Source organism: Streptomyces sp. NPDC054872 (assembly GCF_053610705.1).
The window spans coordinates 1-23,736 of sequence record NZ_JBSGYY010000020.1 but is presented as its reverse complement, the minus strand read 5'-3'; the positions used below and the strand labels follow the sequence as shown (position 1 = coordinate 23,736).

Sequence of the window (23,736 nt, the reverse complement as noted above, 5' to 3'; positions counted from 1 at the left end):
GTCACCGGGCCCCGTGGCCCGGCACGCCGACGATGGGCTCTGCCCCAGGGGGAAGGTCAACGGTGGCCGTAATACGCCTGGGCCTCCAGCCAGCGGCGGTGCCTGCCGCGCCGTACCCCGACGATGATCGCGATGCCGGAGCCCGCGAGGAGGCCGAGGAGCGGCACGACGACGGTCACGACGATGCCGCCGACGAACGAGGCGAGATCGGCGTCGTCGCCGGGGGCGAACGTGAGGGCGCCGCGCCGGTCGTCGCACGTCACGCGGTAGTCCGCCGCCGTGTCCGTCTTGAGCACGAACACCCGCTCCCACTCGACGCTGCCCTTGGTGACGGTGAAGGTGCTCTCCGGCGTCGTCACGCGCGGCGCGGAGCCGGAGGGGCCGGATACGACCTCGCAGCGCGCGCGGGTGACGAAGGGGCTGCGTACGTAGATGGCGGCGGCGTCGTCAGGTCCGATCCGCAGCGTGACGGACTGCCCGCTGGTGAACGCCTTGTCGTCGTCGACGGAGTCCACCGTCGAGGTCAGCGTCAGCAGGAAGCTCGCGACACCGATGCCCACACAGACCGCCGCGATCACCGCGGCGACCACGAACCACCCCCGGCGGGGCCGCAGTTGCCCCGCGTCGATGCGGGGCGGCGGCCCGGGCGGCGGCCCATAGGGATACATATCGGAACGATGACAGTCTGGCGGGGGGTTGGGGAAGGGTGCTGTCCCCCGGGTCGGACTATGGCTGACTGCCGCTGTCGTCGCGGCCGTCGCTGCTGCCGCCGCTGTCGCCGGTCGACTTCACGTAGTCGCGCCAGATCTGGACGGGAAAGGCGTTCCCGTGCTGCGAACCCGCCCCGCCCACACCCGACATGGGCAGCAACTGTGGCTTGTCCGGGCTGGTCCTGAACATCGTCACGGCGGTCGAGAGCTCATCGGTGGTCGCGGTGAACCAGGCGGACCGGAAGCGGTCCTGGTCGCCGGTGCGGCCGGCGACGACCGGCCGCCCCACGGCTGACGTGCCGACGCCCCGCATCGCGGCGGCGGTCTCGTCGGCCACATCGGGGTCCAGCGCGCGCCGCGCACCGGGCCTCGCGAGGCCGTCGACGGTCTCGTCGTTCTTGACGACCTCGGTCACCGAGTACGGGTCGTGCCGCAGGCCGCGGCTGACGAAGGTGCCGTAGGCGTTGGCCATGCGGATCGCGCTGGGGGTCGACGTGCCGATGGGGAAGGTCCGCTCCAGGCGCGCCATGCTGCCTTCGAGCAGCCCGGCCGCGACGGCGGTGCGCCGCACCCGCTCCCACCCGACGTCCTTGCCCAGGCGCACGTAGGTGGCGTTGCCGCCCTTCGCCAGGGCCTGGCGGAGGGTGGGGTGGGTGCCGTCCGTGCCGCTCGCGCCGTCCATGCCGTTCGGCCGGCCGGGGTCGATGCCGCTCGCGAGGGTGGGCGCGGCGGATTCTCGAAGGCGGCCGCCGTCGTCGTAGGAGCTACCGGCGGAGACGGACTGCCACGGCGTACCGCGTCCCGACGTGCCGATGCCGTGCTCAAGGGCGGAGGCGAGCACGAAGGGCTTGAAGGCGGAGCCGACGGGGACGCCGGAGGTGTCGGCGTTGTTGGTGAAGTGCTCGGTGGCGTCGGACCCTCCGTAGAGGGCGACGATGGCGCCGTCGGAAGGGCGCACGGAGGCGGCACCGACCTGTACGCCCTTGTCGGCGGCGCGTTTCTTCGGGTCGATCTCGCGGTCGAGGACGTTCTCGACCGCGCCCTTCAGGCGCCGCACCTTGGTCCGGTCGAAGGTGGTGTGGATCTGGTAGCCGCCGCGCGCGAGGTCCTTGTCGGTGAGGGAGGTGTGCTGCTTGATGTATTTGTTCGCCACGTCCACGAGGTAGCCGGTCTGCCCGCCGAGGCTGGTGGTCCGGGACTCCTTGTGGGGTTCGGGGTAGGTGGTGAACTTCCCACGGGTCTCGGCCTTCATGAGCCCGGCCTTGACCTGCCGGTCGAGGATCCACTTCCAACGGGCCTCGGAGCGATGGTGATTGACCGCGCTCACGGAGGGGTCGTACTGCTCCGCGCCCTTCAACAGGGCGGCGAGTGCGGCCCCTTGGCTGGGGTCCAACTGCCGGGCGGGGATGCCGTAGTAGGCGTGGGCGGCGGCTTCGATGCCATAGGCGCCACGCCCGAACCAACTGGTGTTGAGGTACCCCTGGAGAATCTCCCGCTTGCTCTTCTTCCGGTCCACCTTCAGCGCGATGACGAACTCCTTCACCTTCCGCGTCACCGTCTGGTCCTGCGAGAGGTAGGTGTTCTTCACGTACTGCTGGGTGATGGTGGAGCCGCCCTGGGTCTCCTGACCGCGGACCATGTTGACGGCGGCACGGGCCAGCCCCTTCGGCGAGACGCCGGAGTCGCTGTAGAAGGTGTCGTTCTCGGCGGCGATGACGGCGTTCTCGACGGCGTCGGGAATCTCCGAGAGCCGCACGTTCTGCCGGTTCACCTCGCCGGTGCTCACCATCTGGGTGCCGTCGGCCCAGTAGTAGACGTTGGCCTCGCGCCGGGCGGCGGCGTTCTCGTCGGGAATGTCGACGGAGGCGTACACGAGACCGAAGAGGCACCCGAGGACGACCACCAGGAACGCGAACCCGCCGAGCCCCTGCCGCCAGGAGGGAACCCACCGCAGGAGACCGCGTCTGCCGTGACGGGGATAGTCGACGAGAGGACGACGCCCATGACTACGGCGACGGCTACGGCTACGTTTCCCCTGAGTGTGTGTCCCCATGGTGGGGGAGAGGGGGCGGCGTGGGGGAGGGTTGGCCCGGGACGTATCAGGGGGTCGTAACAGAGTGCCTGACAGGGAGAGAGTGCCTGATGGCTCCCACCACTGGCGGGGCCCGGCCGCGGCGGCTCCCCTTGGCCACGGCCGGCCCGCCTCCACCACGGGGTCGGCGACGCGGGAGTGCGCCGACCTCCGTGGGAGCTCGAGAGCGACGGCTGCTGCGGCTGCGGCGCGGCGCGAAGAACACCGTCACAACCCGAAGCCACCGATAGCCACCGCTTCTCCTCCCGTGTTCCCTGACGGGGACGGACGACACAGGTTGAATGCGCGAAGGCTGTGGGGCGGCCCCCGGGACGGGTGGGAAGCAGGCGTTGCGGGCGCAAGCGGTGCTCTCGCCTGCGAGGCTGTGTTGTGTGACGTATGCAGTGAGTGTGGACGCCCGGATAGCCGCCGGTACCCCGGAGATGGATGAGCTGCAGCGGATCGGCGCCGGTGCTCTCCTCGAGGACGGCTTCGAGTCCGTGGAGGAGATCGCGGGACCCGACGGAGCGGAGATCCGGCTCCGCGACACCTTTGTGGGCGTGTATCCCGGTGGAGCGCTCCTGAAGGTCTTCGTGGACGCCTCGACGCTGGAGCTGGCCGAGGAGACCGTCCGCGAACTCGTGGAAGAACTCCTGGAGCGTACGGAGCTGCTCGGGGACTGGACCGTCGAGCGATGCCAGGTGGAGCTGCACCCGGACCAGGCGAGGGAGAGCCTGGACGCGGCCGACGGCCCGGACGCCCCGCCGAGCGACGTCGAGTCCCGCCGCGCGCGCCTGATGGGACTGGCAGGTGAAGCGGCGTCCCCGCACGCGGTCGGGACGACGGTCGAGACCGACGCGCTCCGCTCCAAGATCCGGGCCATGGCCCCGAAGCTCGCGGCGTTCGGGGTGGGAGTGTTCGGCGTACCCGAGGGGGAGGGGGAGGAGAAGGCGGCGAACGAGAGCGCCGCCTCTGCGGAAGACGCACCGGACTCCGACGCGGGAATGACGATCGAGGACGCCGAGCTGGCCGCGGGAGCGTTGATCTGGGGTACGGATGTTCTCCTGGACGAGCTGTTCCAGGACGCGCACGCCCTGGACCGGGAGGCGACGAACGTCGCCGAGTGCGACGGCCCCATGTGGCTCCTGGACGAGCTGCCCCCGCGCTACGCCCTGCAGTACGACGCCCGCTTCGCCCGCCGCTTCCTGGTCACGGCGATCTCCCTGACGACACGCCTGACCGAGGGAAGCTTCCGGCAGCTGAGCTGCGTGGCCGAGGAGCTGGCGCTCAGACTGCTGCTGCGCGAGGCCGAGGTCACGCTGGACACCTTCGGCCTCCTGGACGAGGGCGTCTCGTCCGCCTTGGAGTACTTCGCCGAGCTGGTCTACGAGGACATGGACCACGAGTGGCTCTACGACGACGCGACGGACGGCATAGACGAAAGCGAGGCGGGCGAGGCCCTGGGCATCACCCCCATGGGCATCACCACCTGGTTCACCCCCTTCAACAAGGACCGCTACGTCCACCCGTACACGGCGGACGAGCCCGAACCCGAACCGGACGAACCCGCGGCCTCGTAAACAGCAAAGGCCCCGGACCAAGATCGGTCCGGGGCCTTTCCCTTTGTGCCCCCGGCAGGATTCGAACCTGCGACACCCGCTTTAGGAGAGCGGTGCTCTATCCCCTGAGCTACGAAGGCAACGCGGTGCCGCCACGGATGGCGGTTCCAGACAGGGTAGCGGATGGGGGTGGGGCGGCGGTGCGTGGCCGGGGGTGGGGGGTTCAGGGCTTCGGGGTCCAGCCTGCCAGCCAGTCGTCGATCTCCTGGCCCGTGGCCTGCGTGTCCGTCAGGTGGGGGCGGTCGCCGCTTGCCGGGCCCGCGCCCGCGCCCGTGTTCTTGTACTCCGCGAAACGGTCGTCCTTCCAGGAGAAGCCGCCCATGTCCGTCCACGGAGTGGCCCTGATGGCGGCGCTGAGGGAGGAGTCGCGGACCGTCGTCTGCGGGTCGAGGCTCGCGTCCCCGCCCGCGTGCCAGTTGCGGCCCAGGTAGAAGCTGCGCGCGGACACGTCGCCGTTGACCGTGGTGCCGGTGATCAGGAAGCCCTTGCGGTCGGGCGCGGTCGAGGGCGCGGTCACGTAGCCCTGCGAGGAGCCGTCCCAGCGCTTCTTGAGGGTGATCACCGAGCGGTCCACCACGGCCGTCGCCCGGCCGAAGATGAAGTCGGTGTTGCCCACGATGTAGGAGTTCCTGATGTACGCACGGCCCAGCTTGGCCTTGGACGCGGTGTCGAGGAGCAAGGTGTCCTGGTCACCCTCGACGATCACGCCGTCGATGAACGCCTTGTCGGCGGCCGTGCGCAGGGCCACCGCCTGGTGGCCGGCAAGGTTCTGGTGGGTCTTCTCGTCGAAGTCGTTGGAGATCGTCAGGTTCCGGGCCTGGAAGTCGTCCGCCTCCGCGGCGACGGTCGCGCTGCCCGAGGTGCCGTAGGTGCCGGAACCGTCCGGCTTGGGCGTGCCCGCGGCGTTGTCGTACACGATGACCGTGTCCTTGCGGCTGCCGCCCGTGCCCTGCAGGGTGACGTACGGCTTGTTGGCCGGGATCTTGACCGTCTCGCGGTACGTGCCCGGCTTGACGGAGATCGTGACCCGCGACGGGTTGTTCGCGGGCACGGCGTCGACCGCGGCCTGGACCGTCCTGTACTGCCCGCTGCCGTCCTTCGCCACGGTGAGGGTGCTCGCTGCCGAGGACGATGATTCCTTCGCCGACGTGACGCCGAGCGTCGCGCGCGGGCCCGCCCCCGCCTTCAGTTTCGCCGGGACGTCCGCCGCCTTGTCGAGCGTGTAGGCGTAGAAACTCTTCGGGTCGAAGGCTGTGCCGCCGCTCTCGTTGCGCCCGCTGGTGCGGACGAAGACGTTGCCGCGTTGCACGACCGACGCCGAACTGTCTTTCGTGACCGGGTTGTTGAGGCCCTCGAAGTAGCTGTTCTCCAGGACCATCTTCGTGTTGCCGCGCGAGTAGTTCCCGTAGGACGAGGTGATGTCCGTGCCCGCCACGTCCTGGAGATAGTTGTTGTAGAGGTGCGCGTGGGCCACGTTGTCGGTGGACGGATTGCGCTGCTCGGTCTCGCGGATCCAGTTGTGGTGGATCGTGATGTCGGCCGTGGTGTTCTCGGTCCAGCCGATGCCGAAGGTCTTGTTGTTGTCGCTCAGCTTGTTCCAGGACACCGTCAGGTACGTGGTGTCCTTGCGGCTGTCTATCAGGCCGTCGGCCATGTGCCGCAGGTCGTTGTGGTCGATCCAGACGTGGTGCGCGCCGTCCATCTGTACGGCGTCGAAGTCGTGCTCCTTGTCGTTCCACGTGCCCGCGTACGAGTCCCGGATCGTGAGGTTCCGGATGATCACGTTGTGCACGCCCTGGCCCAGGAAGAAGCCGCCCCCGACGATCTGGCCCGAGGTCCCGGAACCCACGATCGTCTTGTCGGACGCGACCTTGATCTCCTTGCCCTTGGGGTTCATCGTGATCGTCGCGGCGACCACGATGACGTACGGATCGGAGGCCGTCGCGTACTTCTCCAGGTCCGAGAGCGTCTTGACGGTGACCGTCTTCCCGTCGCGTCCGCCGTACGTCCCGTTCTGGCCGAGAGCGTCGACCGAGGCGAAACCGTCGGCGACGTCCGCTGCCCAGGTGGTGGCGGAGCCCGATGCCGCCGATGCCCTCGGCTGTGCGTCCTCGCCGAATACGCCGAACGCCGTGCCGTACGTGAGACCCGCCGCGGCCGCCACGGCCACCGGGATGCCGAGACGCAGGCCGATCAGCCGCCGCCTGCGGTGCCGCTGCTGCGTCGCTCTCGTGTGCCTCGTGCGCCTCGTGTGCCTCGTGTGCTTCATGTGGGGTAGCCGCCCTGAAGATCGTTGGTGTGCGTTGCGCAGGGCAGTTGCCACCACCGGGCGGATTGGTTGCCGAGGGCCTTCTAAATCGACGCCGATGCCGAGGCCGACGCCGATGCCGACGTGTACGCGTGCAGGCGCAACGCCAGCTGGATCTCCAGTGCTCGTTCCGGGGACTGCCAGTCGGCGCCGAGCAAGTGGCCTATCCGGTCCAGGCGTTGGACCACGGTGTTCACGTGCACGTGGAGGGAGTCCTTCGCCTTGGACTGGCTCATGCCGCAGGCGAAGTAGGCCCGCAGGGTGTGCACGAGCTCCGTGCCGCGCCTGGTGTCGTAGTCGAGGACGGGGCCCAGCGTGCGGCGTACGTACGAGTCGAGGTTCGTGTCCTCGCCGAGGAGTACGCCGAGAAAGCCGAGGTCGGGGAGGTCCGCGCCCCGCCCGGTGTGGCCGAGCGCGCGCAGCGCGGAGAGGCACCGCAACGCCTCCGCGTGGGCCAGCGAGAGGGCCTCGGGGCCGATCGCGGGGCCCGCGGCGCCGACCGTGACCGGCGCTCCGACGGCCTGGGTGAGCTCGGCGGCGAGCGCGCGGGCCCGGGAGCCCGTGTCGTCGGCAGGGATCACCAGGGCCACGTGGTCGTGGTGCAGACCGGACAGGCCGCGGTGGGCGCGGGCCGCGCGCGCGGCCGACGAGAGCAGGAGCCGGCGGGACGCCGCCTCGCTGTGAGCGACGAACACCGCGTGGGGCAGGGCCAGATCGACCTCCAGGCGGCGGGCGCGCGCGGTCAGGCGGCTCGGGGTGCCGGAGAGGGAGAGCAGGTCGCCGAGGAGTTCACCGCGTACGCGGTCCTCGGCCTCGGCGGCCGAGCGGCGAAGCAGCAGGAGCAGCGCGGTGACGACCCCGGCGCGCTCGAAGAGGCGTCGGTCGGCCTCACCGAGGTCGGGCCGGCCGGTGAGGGCGATGCTGCCGAGGAGTTCCGGGCCCGCGAGGACCGCGCACACCCAGGTCCCGTCGAGGGGCACCGCCCGGCCGCTGGCACGCGACGCGGCGACGGCCTTGGCCGCGGGCCTGCGGGGTTCGGCGCTCCCGTCACCCCCGGCGCCGCCATCGTCTCCGGCGCCCCCGCCCCCGGCACCCCCGCCCCCCACCCGGGCGAGCTCCGTGCCGTCCGCGTCGTGGATGAGGGTGCCGCCGTCCAGGAGGGCGCCGATGGCGGTGGCGACCTCGGTGAAGTCGCCGCCGCGCAGCACGAGATCGGTCAGGCGGTCGTGCGCGTCCTCGGCCCGGCGCAGTGCCTCGCTGTGCGCGCGGATGGTCTGCGATGCCGCGTTCAGGTCGACGAGCGCGGCGCGGGTCTCCTCCATGCGGCGCGCGCTGTCGATGGCGATGGCCGCGTGGTCGGCGAGCGAGGAGAGCAGCGCGCCCTCGTCCGGCGTGAAGGCGCGGGCGGTGCGGTCGGCGGCGTAGAGGACCCCGATGATGTGGGTGCCCTGCCGCAGCGGTACGCCGAGGATGGCGTGCAGGCCCTCTTCCAGTACGGCGCTGTCGATGGGCGCGGTGTGCTGGAAGCGGGGGTCGACCTCGTAGTCCCCGGTGGCGTACGGGCGGGCGGTCTGGGCGACTAGGCCGCCGAGCCCCTCGCCCATGCCCAGGCGCAGATTCTGGAACGCGGCGGAGACCGAGCCGTCCGTCACGCGCATGTAGGTGTCGCCCGCCGCGGGGTCGTTGAGGGACAGATACGCGACGTCCGTACGGAGAAGGAGCTTGGCCCGGTGCACGATGGCGCGGAGCACCGCGTCCAGGTCGCGCAGCGCGGCGAGGTCGCCCGCCGTGTCGAACAGGGCGGTCAGCTCGGCCTCCCTGCGCTGGTGCTGGTTCAGGGTGCGCCGTACGCGCAGGGCGGTCTGCGTGGCCTCGTCGATCGCCGCGAGCCGGTCGCCGCTCGCTCCCGCGGCGCGGGCCGCGGCCGCCGGCCGGGCGAACTGCTCGGCCGGCGCGTCCTGGGCGAGCAGGTCGAGCAGCTCACGCAGGGCTGCGGTGCACACCTGCTCCCGGTGGGCGGCGTCTGGGGAGCTGGTCATACGACGGGTCGCCTCCGGGAGCGGGGTGCGCGTGCTGGTGGCGCGCGTGCCGGTGGTGCGTGTGCTGGTGGTGCGGTTCAGCTTCCGATTGTCGCCGAGGTCGTGCCGCTCGCACCCTCGGAAGTTGATCCCTTTCCGGTCGGGGAGGCGGGAGAGGCGGGGGAAGTGGGGGAAGTGGGGGAGGCGAGGGAACGTCCCCGGGTCTCCTTCGCCACGAGGACCGTCAGCGTCGTGATCACCACCGTCACGCAGACGTAGAGCGACACCGGCGTCGCCGAACCGAAGTCCTTGAGGAGCTCCACCGCGACGATCGGCGCGAGCGCGCCGCCGATGATGGACGCGAGCTGCGAGCCCATCGAGGCCCCGGAGTACCGCACCTTCGTGTCGAACATCTCCGAGATGAAGGCGGCCTGCGGCCCGTACATCGCGCCGTGCAGGAGCAGCCCGACCGTGACGGCGAGGGTGATCACGGCGAAGGACTCGCTGTCGACGAGCGCGAAGAACGCGAACGCCCACAGGGCCATGCCGATGGAGCCGATCAGGGTGACGGGCCTGCGGCCGATGCGGTCCGAGAGCGCGCCCCACAGCGGGATCGTCACGAAGTGCACGGCGGAGCCGATGAGGACGGCGTTCAGGGCGGTGCTCTTGGGCAGTTCCAGGTGCACGGTGACGTAGACGAGGACGAAGGCCGTGAGGATGTAGTACGAGACGTTCTCGCCGAGCCGGGTGCCGATCGCGGTGAGGACGCCGCGCCAGTTGTGCCGGAAGACCTCGACGACGGGGGCGTCCTGCGGGGCGGCCTCCCCCGCTGCCTCGGCGGCCTTCGCCTTCGCCTGCGCCTCCAGGAACAGCGGCGACTCCGAGACCGACACCCGTATCCACAGGCCGATGATCACGAGCACCCCGGAGAGCAGGAAGGGGATGCGCCAGCCCCAGGCGAGGAACGCCTCGTCGGACTGGACGGCGGCGAGGAGCGCGAGGACGCCGGTGGCAAGGAGGTTGCCGCCGGGGGCGCCCGCCTGCGGCCAGGATGCCCAGAAGCCGCGGTTCTTGTCGTCGCCGTGCTCGGAGACGATCAGGACGGCGCCGCCCCACTCGCCGCCGAGCGCGAAGCCCTGGATGAGGCGCAACACGGTGAGCAGGATCGGGGCGCCGACGCCGAGGGTGGCGTGGGTGGGCAGCAGGCCCATCGCGAAGGTGGCGCCGCCCATCATCATCAGGCTGAGCACGAGCAGCTTCTTGCGGCCGATCTTGTCGCCGTAGTGGCCGAACACGACGCCGCCGAGGGGCCGGGCGGCGAAGCCGACGGCGTAGGTGAGGAAGGCGAGGAGGGTGCCGACCAGGGGGTCGCTGTCGGGGAAGAAGAGGGTGTTGAAGACGAGCGCGGCGGCCGAACCGTAGAGGAAGAAGTCGTACCACTCGATGGTGGTGCCGATGAGGCTTGCGCTGATGATGCGGGCGATACCTGGCGTGCCCGGGGTCTTGCCCTGGGCACGCGGCGTTGCGGCTGCCATGGCGTGATCCGTTTCTCGATGGGGACGTGTGGTGAAAAGGCTTTGTGGGAGCGGGAGTTGACTGGGGGGGGGAGCGGGGTTCAGCCGGCGGTCCAGCCGCCGTCCAGGGGCAGCGAGGCGCCGGTGACGAAGCCGCTGTGCGGGCCGCAGAGCCAGAGCGCGGCGGCGGCGATCTCCTCGGGTTCGATGAGCCGCTTGGTCGCGGAGCGCCGCAGCAGTACGTCGGTCAGGACCTGCTCGGGCGCGATGCCGTGGGCGGTGGCCTGGGCGCTGATCTGGTCCTCGACGAGGGGCGTGCGGGTGTAGCCGGGGCAGAGGCAGTTGCTGGTGACGCCGTGCGTCGCGCCTTCCAGGGCGGTGACCTTGCTCAGGCCTTCCAGGGCGTGCTTGGCGGTGACGTAGGCGGACTTGAAGGCGCTCGCGCGCAGCCCGTGCACGCTGGAGATGTTCACGACACGGCCCCAGCCGCGGGCGTACATGTGGGGCAGCGTCCTGCGCAGCAGGAGGAACGGCGCGGTGACCATGACCCGTTGGATCAGGTCGAACCGTTCCGGGGGGAACTCCTCGATGGCGGCGACGTGCTGGAGCCCGGCGCTGTTGACGAGGACGTCGACGCGCGTGGGCAGGGTGTGCACGGCGGCGGGGTCGGCGAGGTCCACGGCGTGCGCCTCGCCGTCGATCTCGTCGGCGACGTCCTTGGCCGCGTCGGCGTGCCGGTCCACGACGTGGACGAAGGCGCCCGCGTCGGCCAGGGCCACGGCGCAGGCCCGGCCGATGCCGCTGGCGCCGCCTGTGACCAGGGCGGTGCGTCCGGAGAGATCGGTTCCGGCGGGGGCTGCGGGGGTGACACCGCGGGGTGTGGGGCCGGGAGTGGGGCTCGTCATGGCCGGAAACGTAAGGGTGCGCCGGGCGGGGATCCCATGTGTGGGGCCCACATAACCGGGGAGCGCTTCATGTGGAGGGGCGCGACGGTCCGGGTACATCCCTGGTGACCCACGTCACGTTCGAAGCGCCGCGAGCTGTGCTACCTTGCAAACAGCACGTGTGTACGCCGCCTTCTGCGGCGCCGGTGCCAATCTTCTTTTCTTCCGCCTCGTCGAGGCTCTCGTAGTCCAGCGGCTCCCCCGGTTCGCGTCTCTTCTCTTCGCGAAGCCTTCTGCCGCAGTTCTTCCCTCTGCCCGTCGTACGGGACGTGAACACACCGTTCCGCCGGGCCCCTTCATTCGCATGCACGCGAAAGGACCCCATCATGAGTACCGCAACCATTTCCCGCGACAAGACCATCACCACAGCCGCCACCACGGCCACCTCCACGGCCTCCGCGACCCCCGTCGTCGCCGCCTCCGGCATCCTCGACGTGAGTCACAACGCCAACGGCCATCTCCGTACGGGCGATTGCCTCCCCACCCCGAACGACGTACAGGTCCCCTCCGCGCTCATCCGCCGGCTCGGCCTGCGCGCAGGTGACCTGGTCGAGGGCGTCTGCGGCAAGGCCCGCACCCTGACCGGCGTCGAGCGGGTCAACGGACACTCCGCCGAAGCCCTGCGCAGGCGCACGCGGTTCGGCGACCTGACCCCGCTGCACCCTCGCGAGCGGCTCCGCCTGGAGGCGCCCGGCAGCGGCGGCGGCAGTGTCGCCACCCGGCTCATCGACCTCGTCGCCCCCGTCGGCAAGGGCCAGCGCGGCCTCATCGTCGCGCCGCCCCGCACCGGCAAGACCGTTCTGCTCCAGCAGATCGCCGCAGCCGTCAGCGCGAACCACCCCGAGGCGCACCTCATGGTGGTGCTGCTCGACGAACGGCCCGAAGAGGTCACGGACATGAAGCGTTCCGTACGGGGTGAAGTGCTCGCCTCGACCTTCGACCGGCCTGCCAAGCAGCACATCGCCCTGGCCGAACTCGCCGTCGAGCGCGCCAAGCGGCTCACCGAGGAGGGCAAGGACGTCGTCATGCTCTTCGACTCCCTCACCCGGCTGTGCCGCGCGTACAACAACGCGGCCTCCAGCGGCGGCCGTACCCTCTCCGGAGGTGTCGACGCCGCCGCGATCCAGGGGCCGAAGCGCCTCTTCGGTGCCGCGCGGTGTGCGGAGGAGGGCGGGTCCCTGACCATGCTCGCCACCGTGCTCGTGGAGACCGGATCGCGCGCCGACGACTACTACTTCGAGGAGCTCAAGGGCACCGGCAACATGGAGCTCCGCCTCGACCGGGGCATGGCCGAACGCCGGGTCTTCCCCGCCGTCGACGTCACCCCTTCCGGCACACGACGTGACGAACTCCTGGTGCCCGCCGACGAGTTGACGGCCGTACGCGGCCTGCGGCGCGCCCTGCACGGCAGGGACGCGCAGAGCAACCTGGAGGCGCTGATCGAGCGCCTGCGCAAGACCCCGGACAACGTCGCCTTCCTGCGCCAGGTGCAGCAGACCGTGCCCGGCGCCGGGTCCGCCAAGGTCAACGGCGGCTGAGGCGTGGCCTCACGGCCGGGTGACGTGCACCCGGTAGCGGCCCGCCTCGTCGACGTCCGTCACCGTGATGCGTACGCCCGTCTTCTTGTCCGTGAAGGTCTGTCCGGGCTCGTAGGTCGCGTCGGACAGCTCCGCGTGGACGTTCGGCCGGCGCGTGCAGCCGCCGCTGTCCTTCGTGGAGTCGGCGACCGTGATCGGGCCATGGCCGGTGTCGACCTCCGCGTCCACCCGGTAGATGAGGACGCCCGGCTTGCAGATCGCCTCGTCGTTGCCGCCGCGGGTGCGCACCTCGACGGCGTACCCCGTCCGCTCGCTCAGCGGCACGAAGGCGAGCTTGGTGCCGCCCTCCGTCGGCAGCGGGCTCAGCGTGTGCTCGGTGGTGCCGGCGTTCGACGCGCAGCTGACCTGGTCGTCGCCGAGCCAGCCGAGCTTCCACTTGTGCCAGGCCACCAGGTCGTTGTTGGCGCCCCAGTCCTCGCTCATGATGTCCCAGTGGCCGACCGCGCCGCCGCCCTCCTGCGTGTAGAGGTCGGGCAGGCCGAAGACGTGGCCGTTCTCGTGGGGGAGCACGCGGTAGCCGGTCTCGCGGTAGCTGCCCGAGCCGTCGTCCTGCCTGCTGTAGACGAAGGACGCGTTCGAGACCGGGACGCCGTCCGCGACGGGGGCCTCGGTGTTGCCCGCGAAGGTCACCGAGAGGACCGTGTCGAGCGCGGAAGGGCCCGCGTTCGGCGTGATGAGGATGTTCACCAGGTCGTACTCCCGGAAGTCCACGTCCGGGTCGGCCGCCGCCACGATGTCCGTGACCAGCTCGCGGTAGCCGGGGTCGAAGGGGGCGCCGCGCTCTATCCCGTACTCCTTGAAGCTCTTGGGCATCCGCAGCCAGTCGGAGACCGGGGACTCCGGGCGGTAGTCGAGCCGTCCGTAGGAGCTGGTCCGGAACCAGTCCGACGTCTGCGGGAAGAACTCCGCGAGGCGGTCGAGCGCGGTGCCCTCACCGGGGGCGTCGGAGAAGTCGACCATGAGGTTCAGGGCACGGACGGTGCCGGTGGAGCGGGAGTAGCCGGTGGGGGTGGGCATGCCCTCCGACATCTGGACGCCCATCGTGCCGTTGATCATGCACGGGTTGAGCGTGGTCGCGCGGGCCAGGGACGAGGGGCCCGCCGCCGTGGGGGACTCCTCCATCAGGCGGCCGGTGCTCGCCGATGTGGTGACCGTGAAAGCAAGGACGGCGCAGGTGGCGAGTGCAGTGCCACGTCGCGCGCCGCATATCTGCCTCCAGGTCGGCTGCTGCATGCGTGGGCCTTCCCGTAGCGGCAGCCGCCGGTCCTGGCTGCACCCTTTCGATCACCCTGTGCCGGTGGGTGCGCGGGCGCTCGCTGGGTGCGACCGATCGTGGGTTTCTTGTTCATGTAGGTGTGACGCGGGTCACAGGAAGAAAGTCGGGGGACGGGAAATATCCGGGGACTGTCTCCCCGTTTAGACCTGTGTCCGAGCGAAACGGGGAGTGATTCCCCGTATCGCGCATCAGAGGCTCCGGCACCGTCCGGAGGCTCCACCGCAGACTTGAGGAGAGCCGCCGTGGAAACCGCCACCGTCGCGCAGCGCCGCACGCCCCGCCCGCGGGCCGACGCCCTGCGCAACCGGGAGCGGATCGTCGCCGCCGCACGCGAGATGTTCGTCGAGTTCGGCCCCGATGTGCCGTTCGACGAGGTCGCGCGCCGGGCCGGCGTCGGCAACGCCACGGTCTACCGGCACTTCTCCGACCGTTCCGAACTGGTCCACCAGGTCGTCCTGCTTGTCACCGACCGCGTCTCGGCCCACGCCGAGGCGGCGATCGAGGCCGCGGACGCCGACCCGAGTGTCGCGTTCGACGCCCTGCGCCGGTTCGTCCATGCCTCCGCCGACGAGCGGATCGGCGCCCTGTGCCCGATCCTCCAGGCGGCCTTCGACCCCGATCACCCGGATCTGGTCGATGCCCGTGAGCGGCTGGAAGCCGTGATCGACGGGCTCATGCAACGGGCGCGCGCGGCCGGGCAGCTGCGCACCGACATCGCCGTCGGGGACCTGATGGTCGCCCTCTCCCAGCTCACGAGGCCGCTGCCCGGTACGGCGTGCCCGAACATGGACCGCTTCGTCCACCGTCATCTTCAGCTGTTCCTCGACGGCCTGATGGCACCGGCCCGCTCCGAGCTGCCCGGTGAGGCGGCGACCTTGGAGGACCTCCGCCAGTCCTGAGTCACGCCTGACCCGGCTCGACCCCGCTCGATCACTTTCGATCACGTTCCAGGCGGCACGAGGCACGCGCCTTCGTCGTGCGCGGCACGCGTCGCTTTTCCGTCACTTTTTCACCACACGTACCGCTAGGTGGCTACTCCCATGTCAGAAACAGATCCCAGGCGCTGGAAAGCGCTGATCTTCATCGCGCTCGCGCAGCTGATGGTCGTCCTCGACGCGACCATCGTGAACATCGCGCTGCCCTCCGCCCAACAGGACCTCGGCATCTCGGACGGCAACCGCCAGTGGGTCATCACGGCCTACGCCCTTGCCTTCGGTGGTCTGCTGCTCTTCGGCGGCCGCATAGCCGACCTCTGGGGCCGCAAGCGCACCTTCGTGACCGGCCTGATCGGCTTCGCCGCGGCCTCCGCGCTCGGCGGCGCGGCCACCGGTGAGGGCATGATGCTGGGCGCCCGCGCCCTGCAGGGTGTGTTCGGCGCGCTGCTCGCGCCCGCCGCCCTGTCGCTGCTCGCCGTGATGTTCACCGATGCCAAGGAGCGCGCCAAGGCGTTCGGCATCTACGGTGCGATCGCCGGTGGCGGTGGCGCCGTCGGCCTGATCCTCGGCGGCTTCCTCACCGAGTACCTGAACTGGCGCTGGACGTTCTTCGTGAACATCCCGTTCGCCGCCGTCGCCGCGCTCGGCGCCTACTTCGTCATCCGTGAGCCGGCCGGCGCCCGCAACCGCTCGCCGCTCGACATCCCGGGCGTGATCCTGTCCACCCTCGGTCTGGTCGCCCTCGTCTACGGCTTCACGCGCGCCGAGTCGGCCGGCTGGTCGGACTCCCTGACCATCGGCATGTTCGTCGGCTCCGCCGTCCTGCTCGCCGCGTTCGTCCTCACCGAGGCGAAGGTCAAGTCGCCGCTGCTCCCGCTGCGCGTCCTGACCGAGCGCAACCGTGGCGGCGTCTACCTCTCGCTCGGCCTCGCGATCATCGCGATGTTCGGCCTGTTCCTCTTCCTCACGTACTACCTGCAGATCGTCAAGGGCTTCTCGCCGGTGAAGACCGGCTTCGCGTTCCTGCCGATGATCGTCGGCATGATCACGGGCTCCACGCAGATCGGCGCCCGTCTGATGACCCGCGTCGCGCCGCGGCTTCTGATGGGCCCGGGTTTCGTGGTCGCGGCCATCGGCATGCTGCTCCTGACACAGTTGGAGATCGGCACCTCGTACGCCGGTCTGATCCTGCCCGCGCAGCTGCTGCTCGGCCTCGGCATGGGTACGGCGTTCATGCCCGCCATGTCGCTCGCCACGCACGGTGTGGAGCCGCGTGACTCGGGTGTCGCCTCCGCGATGGTCAACACCTCGCAGCAGGTCGGCGGCGCCATCGGCACCGCCCTCCTGAACACCATCGCCGCCTCCGCCACGACCGCGTACATCGCGGACCACGCGGCGGGTGCGACGACTCCCGCGGCCCAGAAGCTGGTCCAGGCGCAGGCCATGGTCGAGGGCTACACCAGCGCGATCTGGTGGGCCGTCGGCATCCTGGCCGCCGCCGCCGCGATCGCCTTCGCCCTCATCAACACCGGTGCCCAGAGCGGCTCGCCGGCCGCGTCGGGTTCCGGCGACAGCGAGGGCGTCGAGGACGAGGTGCGGATCCCGGTGGTCGCGCACTGACCCCGGGCGCCCGCACCATGAAGGGGGCCTAGCGGAGCCAGGGCAGGTCCGCCCCCGCCTCCTTCGGCTGAAGTCCCTCGGCGACGATCACCATGATCTCGCCGAGGGACTTCTGCTGTTCCGGGGTGAGCCGGTCGAAGAGTGCCTGGCGCACGGCGGTGACATGGCCGGGCGCGGTCCTGCGCAGCACCTCGTACCCGTCGTCGGTGAGGATCGCGAACTGGCCGCGCTTGTCGGAGGGGCAGTCCTCGCGGCGCACCCAGCCGTTCTTCTCCAGGCGCGCGATGGCGTGCGAGAGACGGGACCGGGTGATCTTGGTGTTCTTGGCCAGCTCCGTCATGCGTTGGCGCCGCCGCGGGGCGACGGAGAGCTGGACCAGGAGCCCGTAGTAGATGTGCGGCATGCCGGCGTCACGCTGCAACTGGCGGTCGAGGTGATCCTCCAGGAGCGTGGTGGCCTGCAGATACGCGAGCCAGGTGCGCTGTTCCTCGTCGTCGAGCCAGCGCGGTTCCCCGTCGGGGGGAGAAGTGGGTGCCGTGTCCATGTACTCCACTGTACGCAGCCCTTCCTTGAAACTTAAACAATGCGGGAGTAGGGTCACCTTCGAGTGGAAGCTTGAGAGTTAAAGTAAATCGTCCTTTGTACGTTCTCGGAGGCGCCGCCATGACCGCAACCCAGGAGCGCATGCCCGCCCTGTACCTGAGCCACGGCGCACCGCCGCTGGCCGACGACGCGCTCTGGCCGGACCAGCTCCGCGCCTGGTCGGCGGGGCTGCCGCGCCCCAAGGCCATCCTCATGGTCTCCGCCCACTGGGAAGAGGCCCCGCTCGCGCTCGGCGCGACGGAGTCCGTGCCGCTCGTGTACGACTTCTGGGGCTTCCCCGAGCACTACTACCAGGTCACCTACGCAGCCCCCGGCGCCCCTCAACTGGCCGACTCCGTACGCAAACTGCTGCGCGGGGCCGGTACGCCGGTGCAGGACATCCCGGATCGCGGGCTCGACCACGGAGCGTATGTCCCGCTCGTCGAGATGTATCCCGACGCGGACGTCCCCGTGCTCCAGATCTCCCTGCCGACCCTCGATCCCGCGAGCCTGATGGACATCGGCCGCAAGCTCGCGCCGCTGCGGGACGAGGGCGTCCTGATCGTCGGCAGCGGCTTCTTCACGCACAACCTGGCCGCGCTGCGCCAGGGCGGTACGCCGTCCTGGTCGGTCGAGTTCGACGCGTGGGGGCACGAGGCGCTCGACGCGGGCGACATCGACGGTCTCCTCGACTTCCGGCACAAGTCTCCGGCGGGCGAGCTCGCGCACCCGCGTACGGAGCACTTCGCGCCCTTGTTCGTGACGCTGGGGGCCGCGGAGGCATCGGGGGACCTCGGCGGGCAGCGGAGTGTCATCGACGGGTTCTGGATGGGGCTCGCGAAGAGGTCGGTGCAGTTCGGCTGAGGGGGCGCCATCGAGTTATGTGAGCGGTTCACTGATCTCGATCGCGCGCAGGGCCGCCGTCAGGGCGTGCTCGTCGCCCACGTCCAGTGCCGTGTCGGCGAACTTGATGACGTGCTCGTCGCCGTGCGCGAGGGCCCGCTCGAAGACCTCCTCGGGGGCGTGGATGCCGGGCGCGGTGTACGTGACCGGGGCGTCGGGGGCGTACATCGAGGTCACGGCGGCCGAAGCCGTCCAGGCCGCGTGCAGGCTCGGCGCCCACAGGGTTTGGGGCAGCGCGGGCAGGGCGCGCAGCACGGCGTTGGGTGCCGTCGACGCGTGCACCAGCATGGTCGCCTCGCCGTGGCCGTGCGTGGCGTACCGGTGGGTGGCCGCCCGCACAAGATCGGTGAGCCCGCGGCGCGCCTCGTCCGGGTCCGTCACGGTCACCGCCCACGCGGGCAGGCCCACGACCCTGCCGAGCCTGGCGGGGAAACCGCCGCTCTCCCTGTCAGGGATCGGCTCGACGGCGTCCAGGGCGGCGGCTGCCGTACCCGCGCTCAGGGGCAGGAGCCGAACACCGGGGACGGGGTGGTGCCGGGCGGCCCAGTAGCCGAGGCCGTGGGCGAGTTCGGTGACGCGGGGTCCGGTCGCCTCGCCGGACAGGAGCGTGCGCACCGCGTGGCCGACACGGATCACCGGGTGCGTGGAGCCGCCGTACATGCCCGGCAGCAGGCGGGGCCACCAGGTGGCGAGGACGTCGCGCCACGGGCGTTCGTCGACCTGCCTGCCGAAGTACGCGATCCAGTCCGCCACCCGGCGCGGATCGCCGAGGGCCTCGCGCCAGTCGTCGTCGGTGATTGTTCCGACCGCGCCCGGGTACTCCTCCAACCTCGGCGCGTACAGCTCGAGCCAGCGGTGGACCGCACCGGAGAGGCCGTGCGCGGCGAGCGCCTCGACGGCCATCGGCGCGTGGTTGGTGAGCCGTCCGAGCCGCTCGGGGCCCGAGGCGTGCAGGCGCTGCAGGGCTTCGTCGAGGGTGCCGGTGGTGTCGGTTCCGGCGTCTGCTGTGGCGTCCATGGCGGCACGGTAGGCGGGCCCGGGTGAAGGCGTAACGGCCTTGCGCCCTAGGTCAGGGCTTAGGGCGGCCCGGGTCGGGACCTAGGACCCGCTTCGGTTGCCGGGGCCGAGGGGACGCTCGTACCAGGCGACGTCCCAGTAGCGGCCGAACTTGCGGCCCACCTCGCGATACGTGCCGACGTGCCGGAAGCCGAAGCGTTCGTGGAGGCGGCCGGAAGCGTCGTTCGGCTGGGCGATGCCGGCGTAGGCGCGGTGCAGGTCCTCCCCTTCGAGGGCCTCGAAGAGCGCCGTGTAGAGCAAGGTGCCGATGCCGCGGCCCGCGGCTTCCGGCGCGCAGTAGACGCTGACTTCCACAGAGGTGGCGTACGCGGGCTTGACCCGGAAAGGAGAACTCGTGACGTACCCGAGGATCAGGCCGGAATCCCGCTCCTGGGCAACCAAGAGGCGGTGGGGGCCGTCTTCAGGGTGGGAGAGCAGCCAAGGGCGGCGCTCTTCCGGCAGAAAGACGGCCGTGTCGAATGTGATCGGCGTCTCGCGTACGTAGTGGTTGTAGATGGCGGTCAGGGCCCCCAGATCGGCCTCCGCGCCCGGCCTGACCTGCACCTCGTTACGCTCCGACGGCATCCGGCCTCCCTTTGTGGCGGCACAGGGTACTGCAACGTCAGGAAAATAGTTACGCGGCTTGGGAATTCTGTCCGGATTCCAGTCGTTGTTTCCATCGGAAGCAGGGCACCCGCAAGGGTGTGGTTTCCACCACAGAGGCCCGTGAAAAGGGCCGACCAGGACCTCCACACGCAAGGGAGCACGCATGGCAACCCGTGCCGTCGCCCGTCGTAAGTCCGCCTCCTCCGGCGAGACCGACGCGGCACGCAGTGTTCGCGCCGTAGGCGGGGAGATCGCCGACCGCGACCTGGTCGGCATGTACCTCGACGAGATCGCGCGTACGCCGCTGCTCGACGCCGCCAAGGAAGTCGAGCTGTCCCAGATCATCGAGGCCGGTGTGTATGCCCGGAAGATACTGGACGGCGATGTCGAGGACTCCGTCCCCGGCGCCTCCGCGTCCCGCGAGGAGCTGGAGGCGCTCGTCGCCGACGGCGAGCGGGCCAAGGACGTCTTCATCCGGTCGAACCTGCGTCTGGTCGTCGCCGTGGCCCGCCGCTATCCGCGCAGTGGCCTGCCGCTGCTCGACCTGATCCAGGAGGGGAACGCGGGCCTGGTCCGCGCGGTCGAGAAGTTCGACTACGCCAAGGGCTTCAAGTTCTCCACGTACGCCACGTGGTGGATCCGTCAGGCCATCACGCGCTCCATAGCCGACCAGTCCCGCACCATCCGGCTGCCCGTCCACCTGGTGGAGGAGCTGGGCCGGATCCGCCGGGTCATGCGCGAGTTCAACCGCAAGAACGGACGCGACCCCGAGCCGGAAGAGGTCGCGGCGGAGCTCGACTCCACGCCTTCGCGTGTCACGGACGTCCTGGACTGGGCGCGTGACCCGGTCTCGCTCAACATGGGCGTGGACGACAACGGGGACACGCAGTTCGGTGACCTCCTGGAGGACACCTCCGCGGTCTCGCCCGAGCAGTCCGTCCTGACCCTGCTGCGCAGCGAGGAGCTGGACGACCTGATCGGCCGCCTCGACCAGCGCACCGCCTCCATCATCAAGATGCGGTACGGCATCGACGACGGCCGCGAGCGGACCCTGACGGAGGTCGGCAAGCAGCACGGTCTGACCCGGGAGCGGATCCGCCAGATCGAGAAGCACGCGCTTCTTGAGCTGAAGAAGTTGGCTCGGGACACGGGCTTCGACGCGGCGGCCTAGGCCTTGGCGGCCCGCGAAGCCGTCCATCAGCTGAGCCCCGGTGCCATCCCCCCCCGGCACTGGGGCTCTCTCCCACCCACCCACCCGTTACTCCGGGGTATAGGCCCCAGACGCCCGCGTCATGCGGGAGCCCAGCTCCCGGAGGGAAGCGAGCAGCTCCGGTGGGCCATGGGCCACGAAGTCGCAGCCTGCCGTGGTCAAGCGGACCGCCAGCCACTCGATGGAGTCAGTCACCGAGGAGCGGAGCCGGCACCTGGTGGCGCTCAGCGGCTCCGGCGTGCCCAGTGCCGAGGGGAACGCCCCGGCGATGGACTCCGCGGACGCCTCGAACGTCACGTCGATCTCGTACGAAGGCTGACCCCGCCACATCGACCGGCGGATGAATTCCGCCGCGTCCCCCGTGGGCAGCTCCCGCGGCACGAAGCGGGCGCCGGTCGCGAAGGGTGACGACACCCGGTCCACCCGGAACGTGCGCCAGTCGTCGCGGTCGATGTCGTACGCCACCAGATACCAGCGCCGTCCCGTCGACACGAGACGGTGCGGCTCCGTCAGACGGCGGGACTCCGTGCCGTCACCGGAGCGGTAGGCGAAACGGAGGCGCTCCTGGCCCGCCGCCGCGGACGCCATGACCGTGAGCGTCTCGGGCGCGATGCTCGCGCCGTCGCCGCTGGTCAGGGGGGTCGTCGCGATCTGGAGGGTCTGGACCCGGTGGCGCAGGCGGGAGGGCAGGACCTGTTCGAGCTTCGCCAGTGCCCGGACCGACGCCTCCTCCACACCCTCCACCGCGTGCCCCGCCCCGGCCCGCAGCCCCACCGCGATCGCCACCGCCTCCTCGTCGTCCAGGACGAGCGGCGGCATGGCCTTCCCGGCGACCAGGCGGTAGCCGCCGGTCGCCCCCTGGCTGGCCTGCACCGGATAGCCGAGGTCCCGCAGCCGGTCGATGTCGCGCCGCACCGTACGACGGCTGACGCCGAGCCGGTCCGACAGCTCCCCGCCCGGCCACTCGCGCGGTGTCTGGAGGAGGGAGAGCAGCTGCAGCAGCCGAGCCGGGGTGTCCGCGACCCGAGCCGGGGTGTCCGCATCACCAGATCCGGAGCCCGAGCCGCCGGACCTTTCCGAAGACGTGCCCGAAGTTGATGTCATGTTCTCCAGGATGCCGCCCATCTAGGACACACTCTGGCCTATATGACTTCTAGTCTCCTCTCATGACTTTCAGCAGCCCCGCCACAGCACCGACCGGAGCGGCCGCCGCGGCCGACCGGCGCCGCTGGTTCGCCCTCGCCATCGTGATGACGGCGGCCTTCATGGACCTCGTCGACGTCACCATCGTCAACATCGCGATCCCCTCCATCCAGGAGGAAGCAGGCGCCTCGTACAGCCAGATCCAGTGGATCACCGCGGGCTACGCGCTCGCGTTCGCCGCCGGACTCATCACCGGCGGGCGGCTCGGTGACATCCACGGGCGCAAGCGGATGTTCCTGATAGGGATCGGCGGCTTCACCGTCGCCTCCGCGCTCTGCGGGTTCGCCGCGAACCCGGAGATGCTGGTCGCGTCGCGCATCCTGCAGGGCGGCATGGCCGCGATGATGGTGCCGCAGGTCCTGTCGATCGTGCACGCCACCTTCCCGGCGCACGAGCGCGGCAAGGTCTTCGGCCTCTTCGGGATGATCGTCGGCCTCGGGGCCGTCTCGGGCCCGCTCCTCGGCGCGCTCCTGACCCAGTGGAACCTGTTCGGTCTCGAATGGCGCCCGATCTTCCTCATCAACCTGCCGGTCGGCATCGCGGGACTGATCCTCGGCAGCAAGTTCATCAGCGAGTCCAAGGCGCCGAAGGCCCTCAAGCTCGACCTTGTCGGCGTCGTCCTCGTCACGCTCGGCCTGCTGATGGTGCTCTACCCGCTCACCCGTGGGCGGGAGTTGGACTGGCCGCTGTGGGGTTACGCCATGATGGCGGGCGGACTCGTCGTCTTCGGCGCGCTCATCGCGTACGAGAAGGCGAAGGCGGCCAAGGACGGTTCGCCGCTGGTGGAGCTTTCCCTGTTCAAGGTGAAGAGCTTCGCGGCGGGCATCGCGGTGCAGACCGTGTTCGGTGTCGCGCTGGGCATCTTCTTCCTGGTCTGGACGCTCTACATGCAGACGGGGCTCGGCTGGACCGCGCTGCGGGCGGGCACGACCGGAATCCCGTTCTCGATCGCCGTCTCGGTGGCCGCCGGCATGTCCGTGCAGAAGCTCGTGCCGCGGTTCGGGCGCAAGGTGCTGCAGGGCGGCGCGCTCATCATGGCCGCCGGGGTGCTGCTCTACATCTGGGAGGCGGACCGGTACGGAGCGGGCATCGCGTCCTGGCAGATGGCGCTGCCGCTGGCCGTGATGGGCGCCGGCATGGGATTCATCGTCGCGCCGCTGACCGACGCCATCCTGTCGGACGTGCCGCGCGAGCACTCCGGGTCCGCGTCCGGGCTGCTCAACACTGTGCAGCAGATGGGTACGGCGCTCGGGCTCGGCCTGGTCTCGGTGGTGTTCTTCGGCGTGATCGACGAGAGGGCGGCGCGGAGCGAGGTGCCGATGGAGATCGTCGGCGCGTTCCAGAACTCGCTGTGGTGGGTCGTCGGCGTGCTCGTCGCCATCTTCCTGCTGATGTTCGCCCTGCCGTCGAAGCCGCGGCAGCACGTGGAGGGTGGTGACGGCGGCGGTGACAGTGAGGACGCGGCCGTCGTCGCCTCCGGTGATGAACTCGGCGAGCGGGAGACCGTGTTGACCTCCTGAGCGCGGGAGTGACGGGGCGCGGCCCAGGCGGAGCTCAGAGCTC

Annotated in this window: 18 protein-coding genes and 1 tRNA gene; 7 read left to right on the top strand and 12 right to left on the bottom strand. The window is 70.4% G+C overall.

Annotated features, from left to right (window positions below; translation table 11 throughout):
• Positions 1-56 precede the first annotated feature (56 nt).
• Both ACWGIH_RS24105 and ACWGIH_RS24100 read right to left on the bottom strand, forming a co-directional pair.
• Complete coding sequence (locus tag ACWGIH_RS24105) at positions 57-668, bottom strand: serine/arginine repetitive matrix protein 2 (protein ID WP_453446291.1); 612 nt, start codon at positions 666-668, stop codon at positions 57-59.
• 58 nt (positions 669-726) lie between these two features.
• Entirely contained in the window at positions 727-2,613 is a 1,887-nt protein-coding gene (locus ACWGIH_RS24100) for a transglycosylase domain-containing protein (protein WP_453446293.1), read from the bottom strand.
• Between the two features lie 560 nt (positions 2,614-3,173).
• Between ACWGIH_RS24100 and ACWGIH_RS24095 the strand changes: the two genes are divergently transcribed.
• The gene (locus ACWGIH_RS24095) at positions 3,174-4,361 is read left to right on the top strand and encodes a hypothetical protein (protein WP_453446294.1); all 1,188 of its coding nucleotides are present in this window, start codon (positions 3,174-3,176) and stop codon (positions 4,359-4,361) included.
• A gap of 46 nt (positions 4,362-4,407) precedes the next feature.
• Here ACWGIH_RS24095 and ACWGIH_RS24090 read toward each other — a convergent pair.
• The 5 genes from ACWGIH_RS24090 to ACWGIH_RS24070 form a co-directional block, all read right to left on the bottom strand.
• Positions 4,408-4,480: transfer RNA gene (locus ACWGIH_RS24090), tRNA-Arg, on the bottom strand.
• A gap of 83 nt (positions 4,481-4,563) precedes the next feature.
• Positions 4,564-6,669: a pectinesterase family protein gene (locus ACWGIH_RS24085; protein ID WP_453446295.1), complete on the bottom strand. Its 2,106-nt coding sequence runs from the start codon at positions 6,667-6,669 to the stop codon at positions 4,564-4,566.
• Between the two features lie 83 nt (positions 6,670-6,752).
• Entirely contained in the window at positions 6,753-8,747 is a 1,995-nt protein-coding gene (locus ACWGIH_RS24080; protein ID WP_453446296.1) for a helix-turn-helix domain-containing protein, read from the bottom strand.
• Between the two features lie 77 nt (positions 8,748-8,824).
• Positions 8,825-10,261, bottom strand: coding sequence for an MFS transporter (locus ACWGIH_RS24075; RefSeq protein WP_453446297.1), 1,437 nt, complete (start codon positions 10,259-10,261; stop codon positions 8,825-8,827).
• Positions 10,262-10,341: 80 nt separating this feature from the next.
• Positions 10,342-11,145, bottom strand: coding sequence for a 3-hydroxybutyrate dehydrogenase (locus ACWGIH_RS24070; RefSeq protein ID WP_453446298.1), 804 nt, complete (start codon positions 11,143-11,145; stop codon positions 10,342-10,344).
• A 365-nt stretch (positions 11,146-11,510) separates the two neighbouring features.
• Here ACWGIH_RS24070 and rho point away from each other — a divergent pair, with 365 nt between their 5' ends.
• Positions 11,511-12,722, top strand: coding sequence for a transcription termination factor Rho (rho, locus tag ACWGIH_RS24065; RefSeq protein ID WP_453446299.1), 1,212 nt, complete (start codon positions 11,511-11,513; stop codon positions 12,720-12,722).
• A gap of 9 nt (positions 12,723-12,731) precedes the next feature.
• On the opposite strand, the gene ACWGIH_RS24060 is transcribed toward rho, so the two are convergent.
• Positions 12,732-14,015 (bottom strand): M6 family metalloprotease domain-containing protein, encoded by a 1,284-nt coding sequence (locus ACWGIH_RS24060; RefSeq protein ID WP_453446301.1) that lies wholly within the window; start codon positions 14,013-14,015, stop codon positions 12,732-12,734.
• A gap of 285 nt (positions 14,016-14,300) precedes the next feature.
• Here ACWGIH_RS24060 and ACWGIH_RS24055 point away from each other — a divergent pair, with 285 nt between their 5' ends.
• Positions 14,301-14,957, top strand: a complete 657-nt coding sequence (locus ACWGIH_RS24055) for a TetR/AcrR family transcriptional regulator (RefSeq protein WP_453446303.1) — start codon at positions 14,301-14,303, stop codon at positions 14,955-14,957.
• A gap of 141 nt (positions 14,958-15,098) precedes the next feature.
• The gene (locus tag ACWGIH_RS24050; RefSeq protein WP_453446304.1) at positions 15,099-16,613 is read left to right on the top strand and encodes an MFS transporter; all 1,515 of its coding nucleotides are present in this window, start codon (positions 15,099-15,101) and stop codon (positions 16,611-16,613) included.
• A gap of 28 nt (positions 16,614-16,641) precedes the next feature.
• Here ACWGIH_RS24050 and ACWGIH_RS24045 read toward each other — a convergent pair whose 3' ends face one another.
• Positions 16,642-17,157: a MarR family winged helix-turn-helix transcriptional regulator gene (locus ACWGIH_RS24045; protein ID WP_453446306.1), complete on the bottom strand. Its 516-nt coding sequence runs from the start codon at positions 17,155-17,157 to the stop codon at positions 16,642-16,644.
• Between the two features lie 119 nt (positions 17,158-17,276).
• On the opposite strand from ACWGIH_RS24045, the gene ACWGIH_RS24040 reads away from it, so the two are divergent.
• Positions 17,277-18,059, top strand: a complete 783-nt coding sequence (locus tag ACWGIH_RS24040) for a dioxygenase family protein (RefSeq protein WP_453446308.1) — start codon at positions 17,277-17,279, stop codon at positions 18,057-18,059.
• A gap of 15 nt (positions 18,060-18,074) precedes the next feature.
• Here the strand turns inward: ACWGIH_RS24040 and ACWGIH_RS24035 are convergent, their stop codons facing one another.
• Together ACWGIH_RS24035 and ACWGIH_RS24030 are read right to left on the bottom strand one after the other, a co-directional pair.
• Positions 18,075-19,115 carry a questin oxidase family protein gene (locus ACWGIH_RS24035; protein ID WP_453446310.1) on the bottom strand — a complete coding sequence of 347 codons (1,041 nt, stop codon included), beginning with the start codon at positions 19,113-19,115 and terminating at the stop codon, positions 18,075-18,077.
• 81 nt (positions 19,116-19,196) lie between these two features.
• Positions 19,197-19,739, bottom strand: coding sequence for an N-acetyltransferase family protein (locus ACWGIH_RS24030; RefSeq protein WP_453446311.1), 543 nt, complete (start codon positions 19,737-19,739; stop codon positions 19,197-19,199).
• Between the two features lie 184 nt (positions 19,740-19,923).
• Here ACWGIH_RS24030 and ACWGIH_RS24025 point away from each other — a divergent pair, with 184 nt between their 5' ends.
• Entirely contained in the window at positions 19,924-20,931 is a 1,008-nt protein-coding gene (locus tag ACWGIH_RS24025) for a sigma-70 family RNA polymerase sigma factor (RefSeq protein WP_453446313.1), read from the top strand.
• An 87-nt stretch (positions 20,932-21,018) separates the two neighbouring features.
• Here ACWGIH_RS24025 and ACWGIH_RS24020 read toward each other — a convergent pair whose 3' ends face one another.
• Entirely contained in the window at positions 21,019-22,074 is a 1,056-nt protein-coding gene (locus ACWGIH_RS24020; protein WP_453446315.1) for a helix-turn-helix transcriptional regulator, read from the bottom strand.
• A 62-nt stretch (positions 22,075-22,136) separates the two neighbouring features.
• Here ACWGIH_RS24020 and ACWGIH_RS24015 point away from each other — a divergent pair, with 62 nt between their 5' ends.
• The gene (locus ACWGIH_RS24015) at positions 22,137-23,693 is read left to right on the top strand and encodes an MFS transporter (RefSeq protein WP_453446317.1); all 1,557 of its coding nucleotides are present in this window, start codon (positions 22,137-22,139) and stop codon (positions 23,691-23,693) included.
• Positions 23,694-23,736 lie beyond the last annotated feature (43 nt).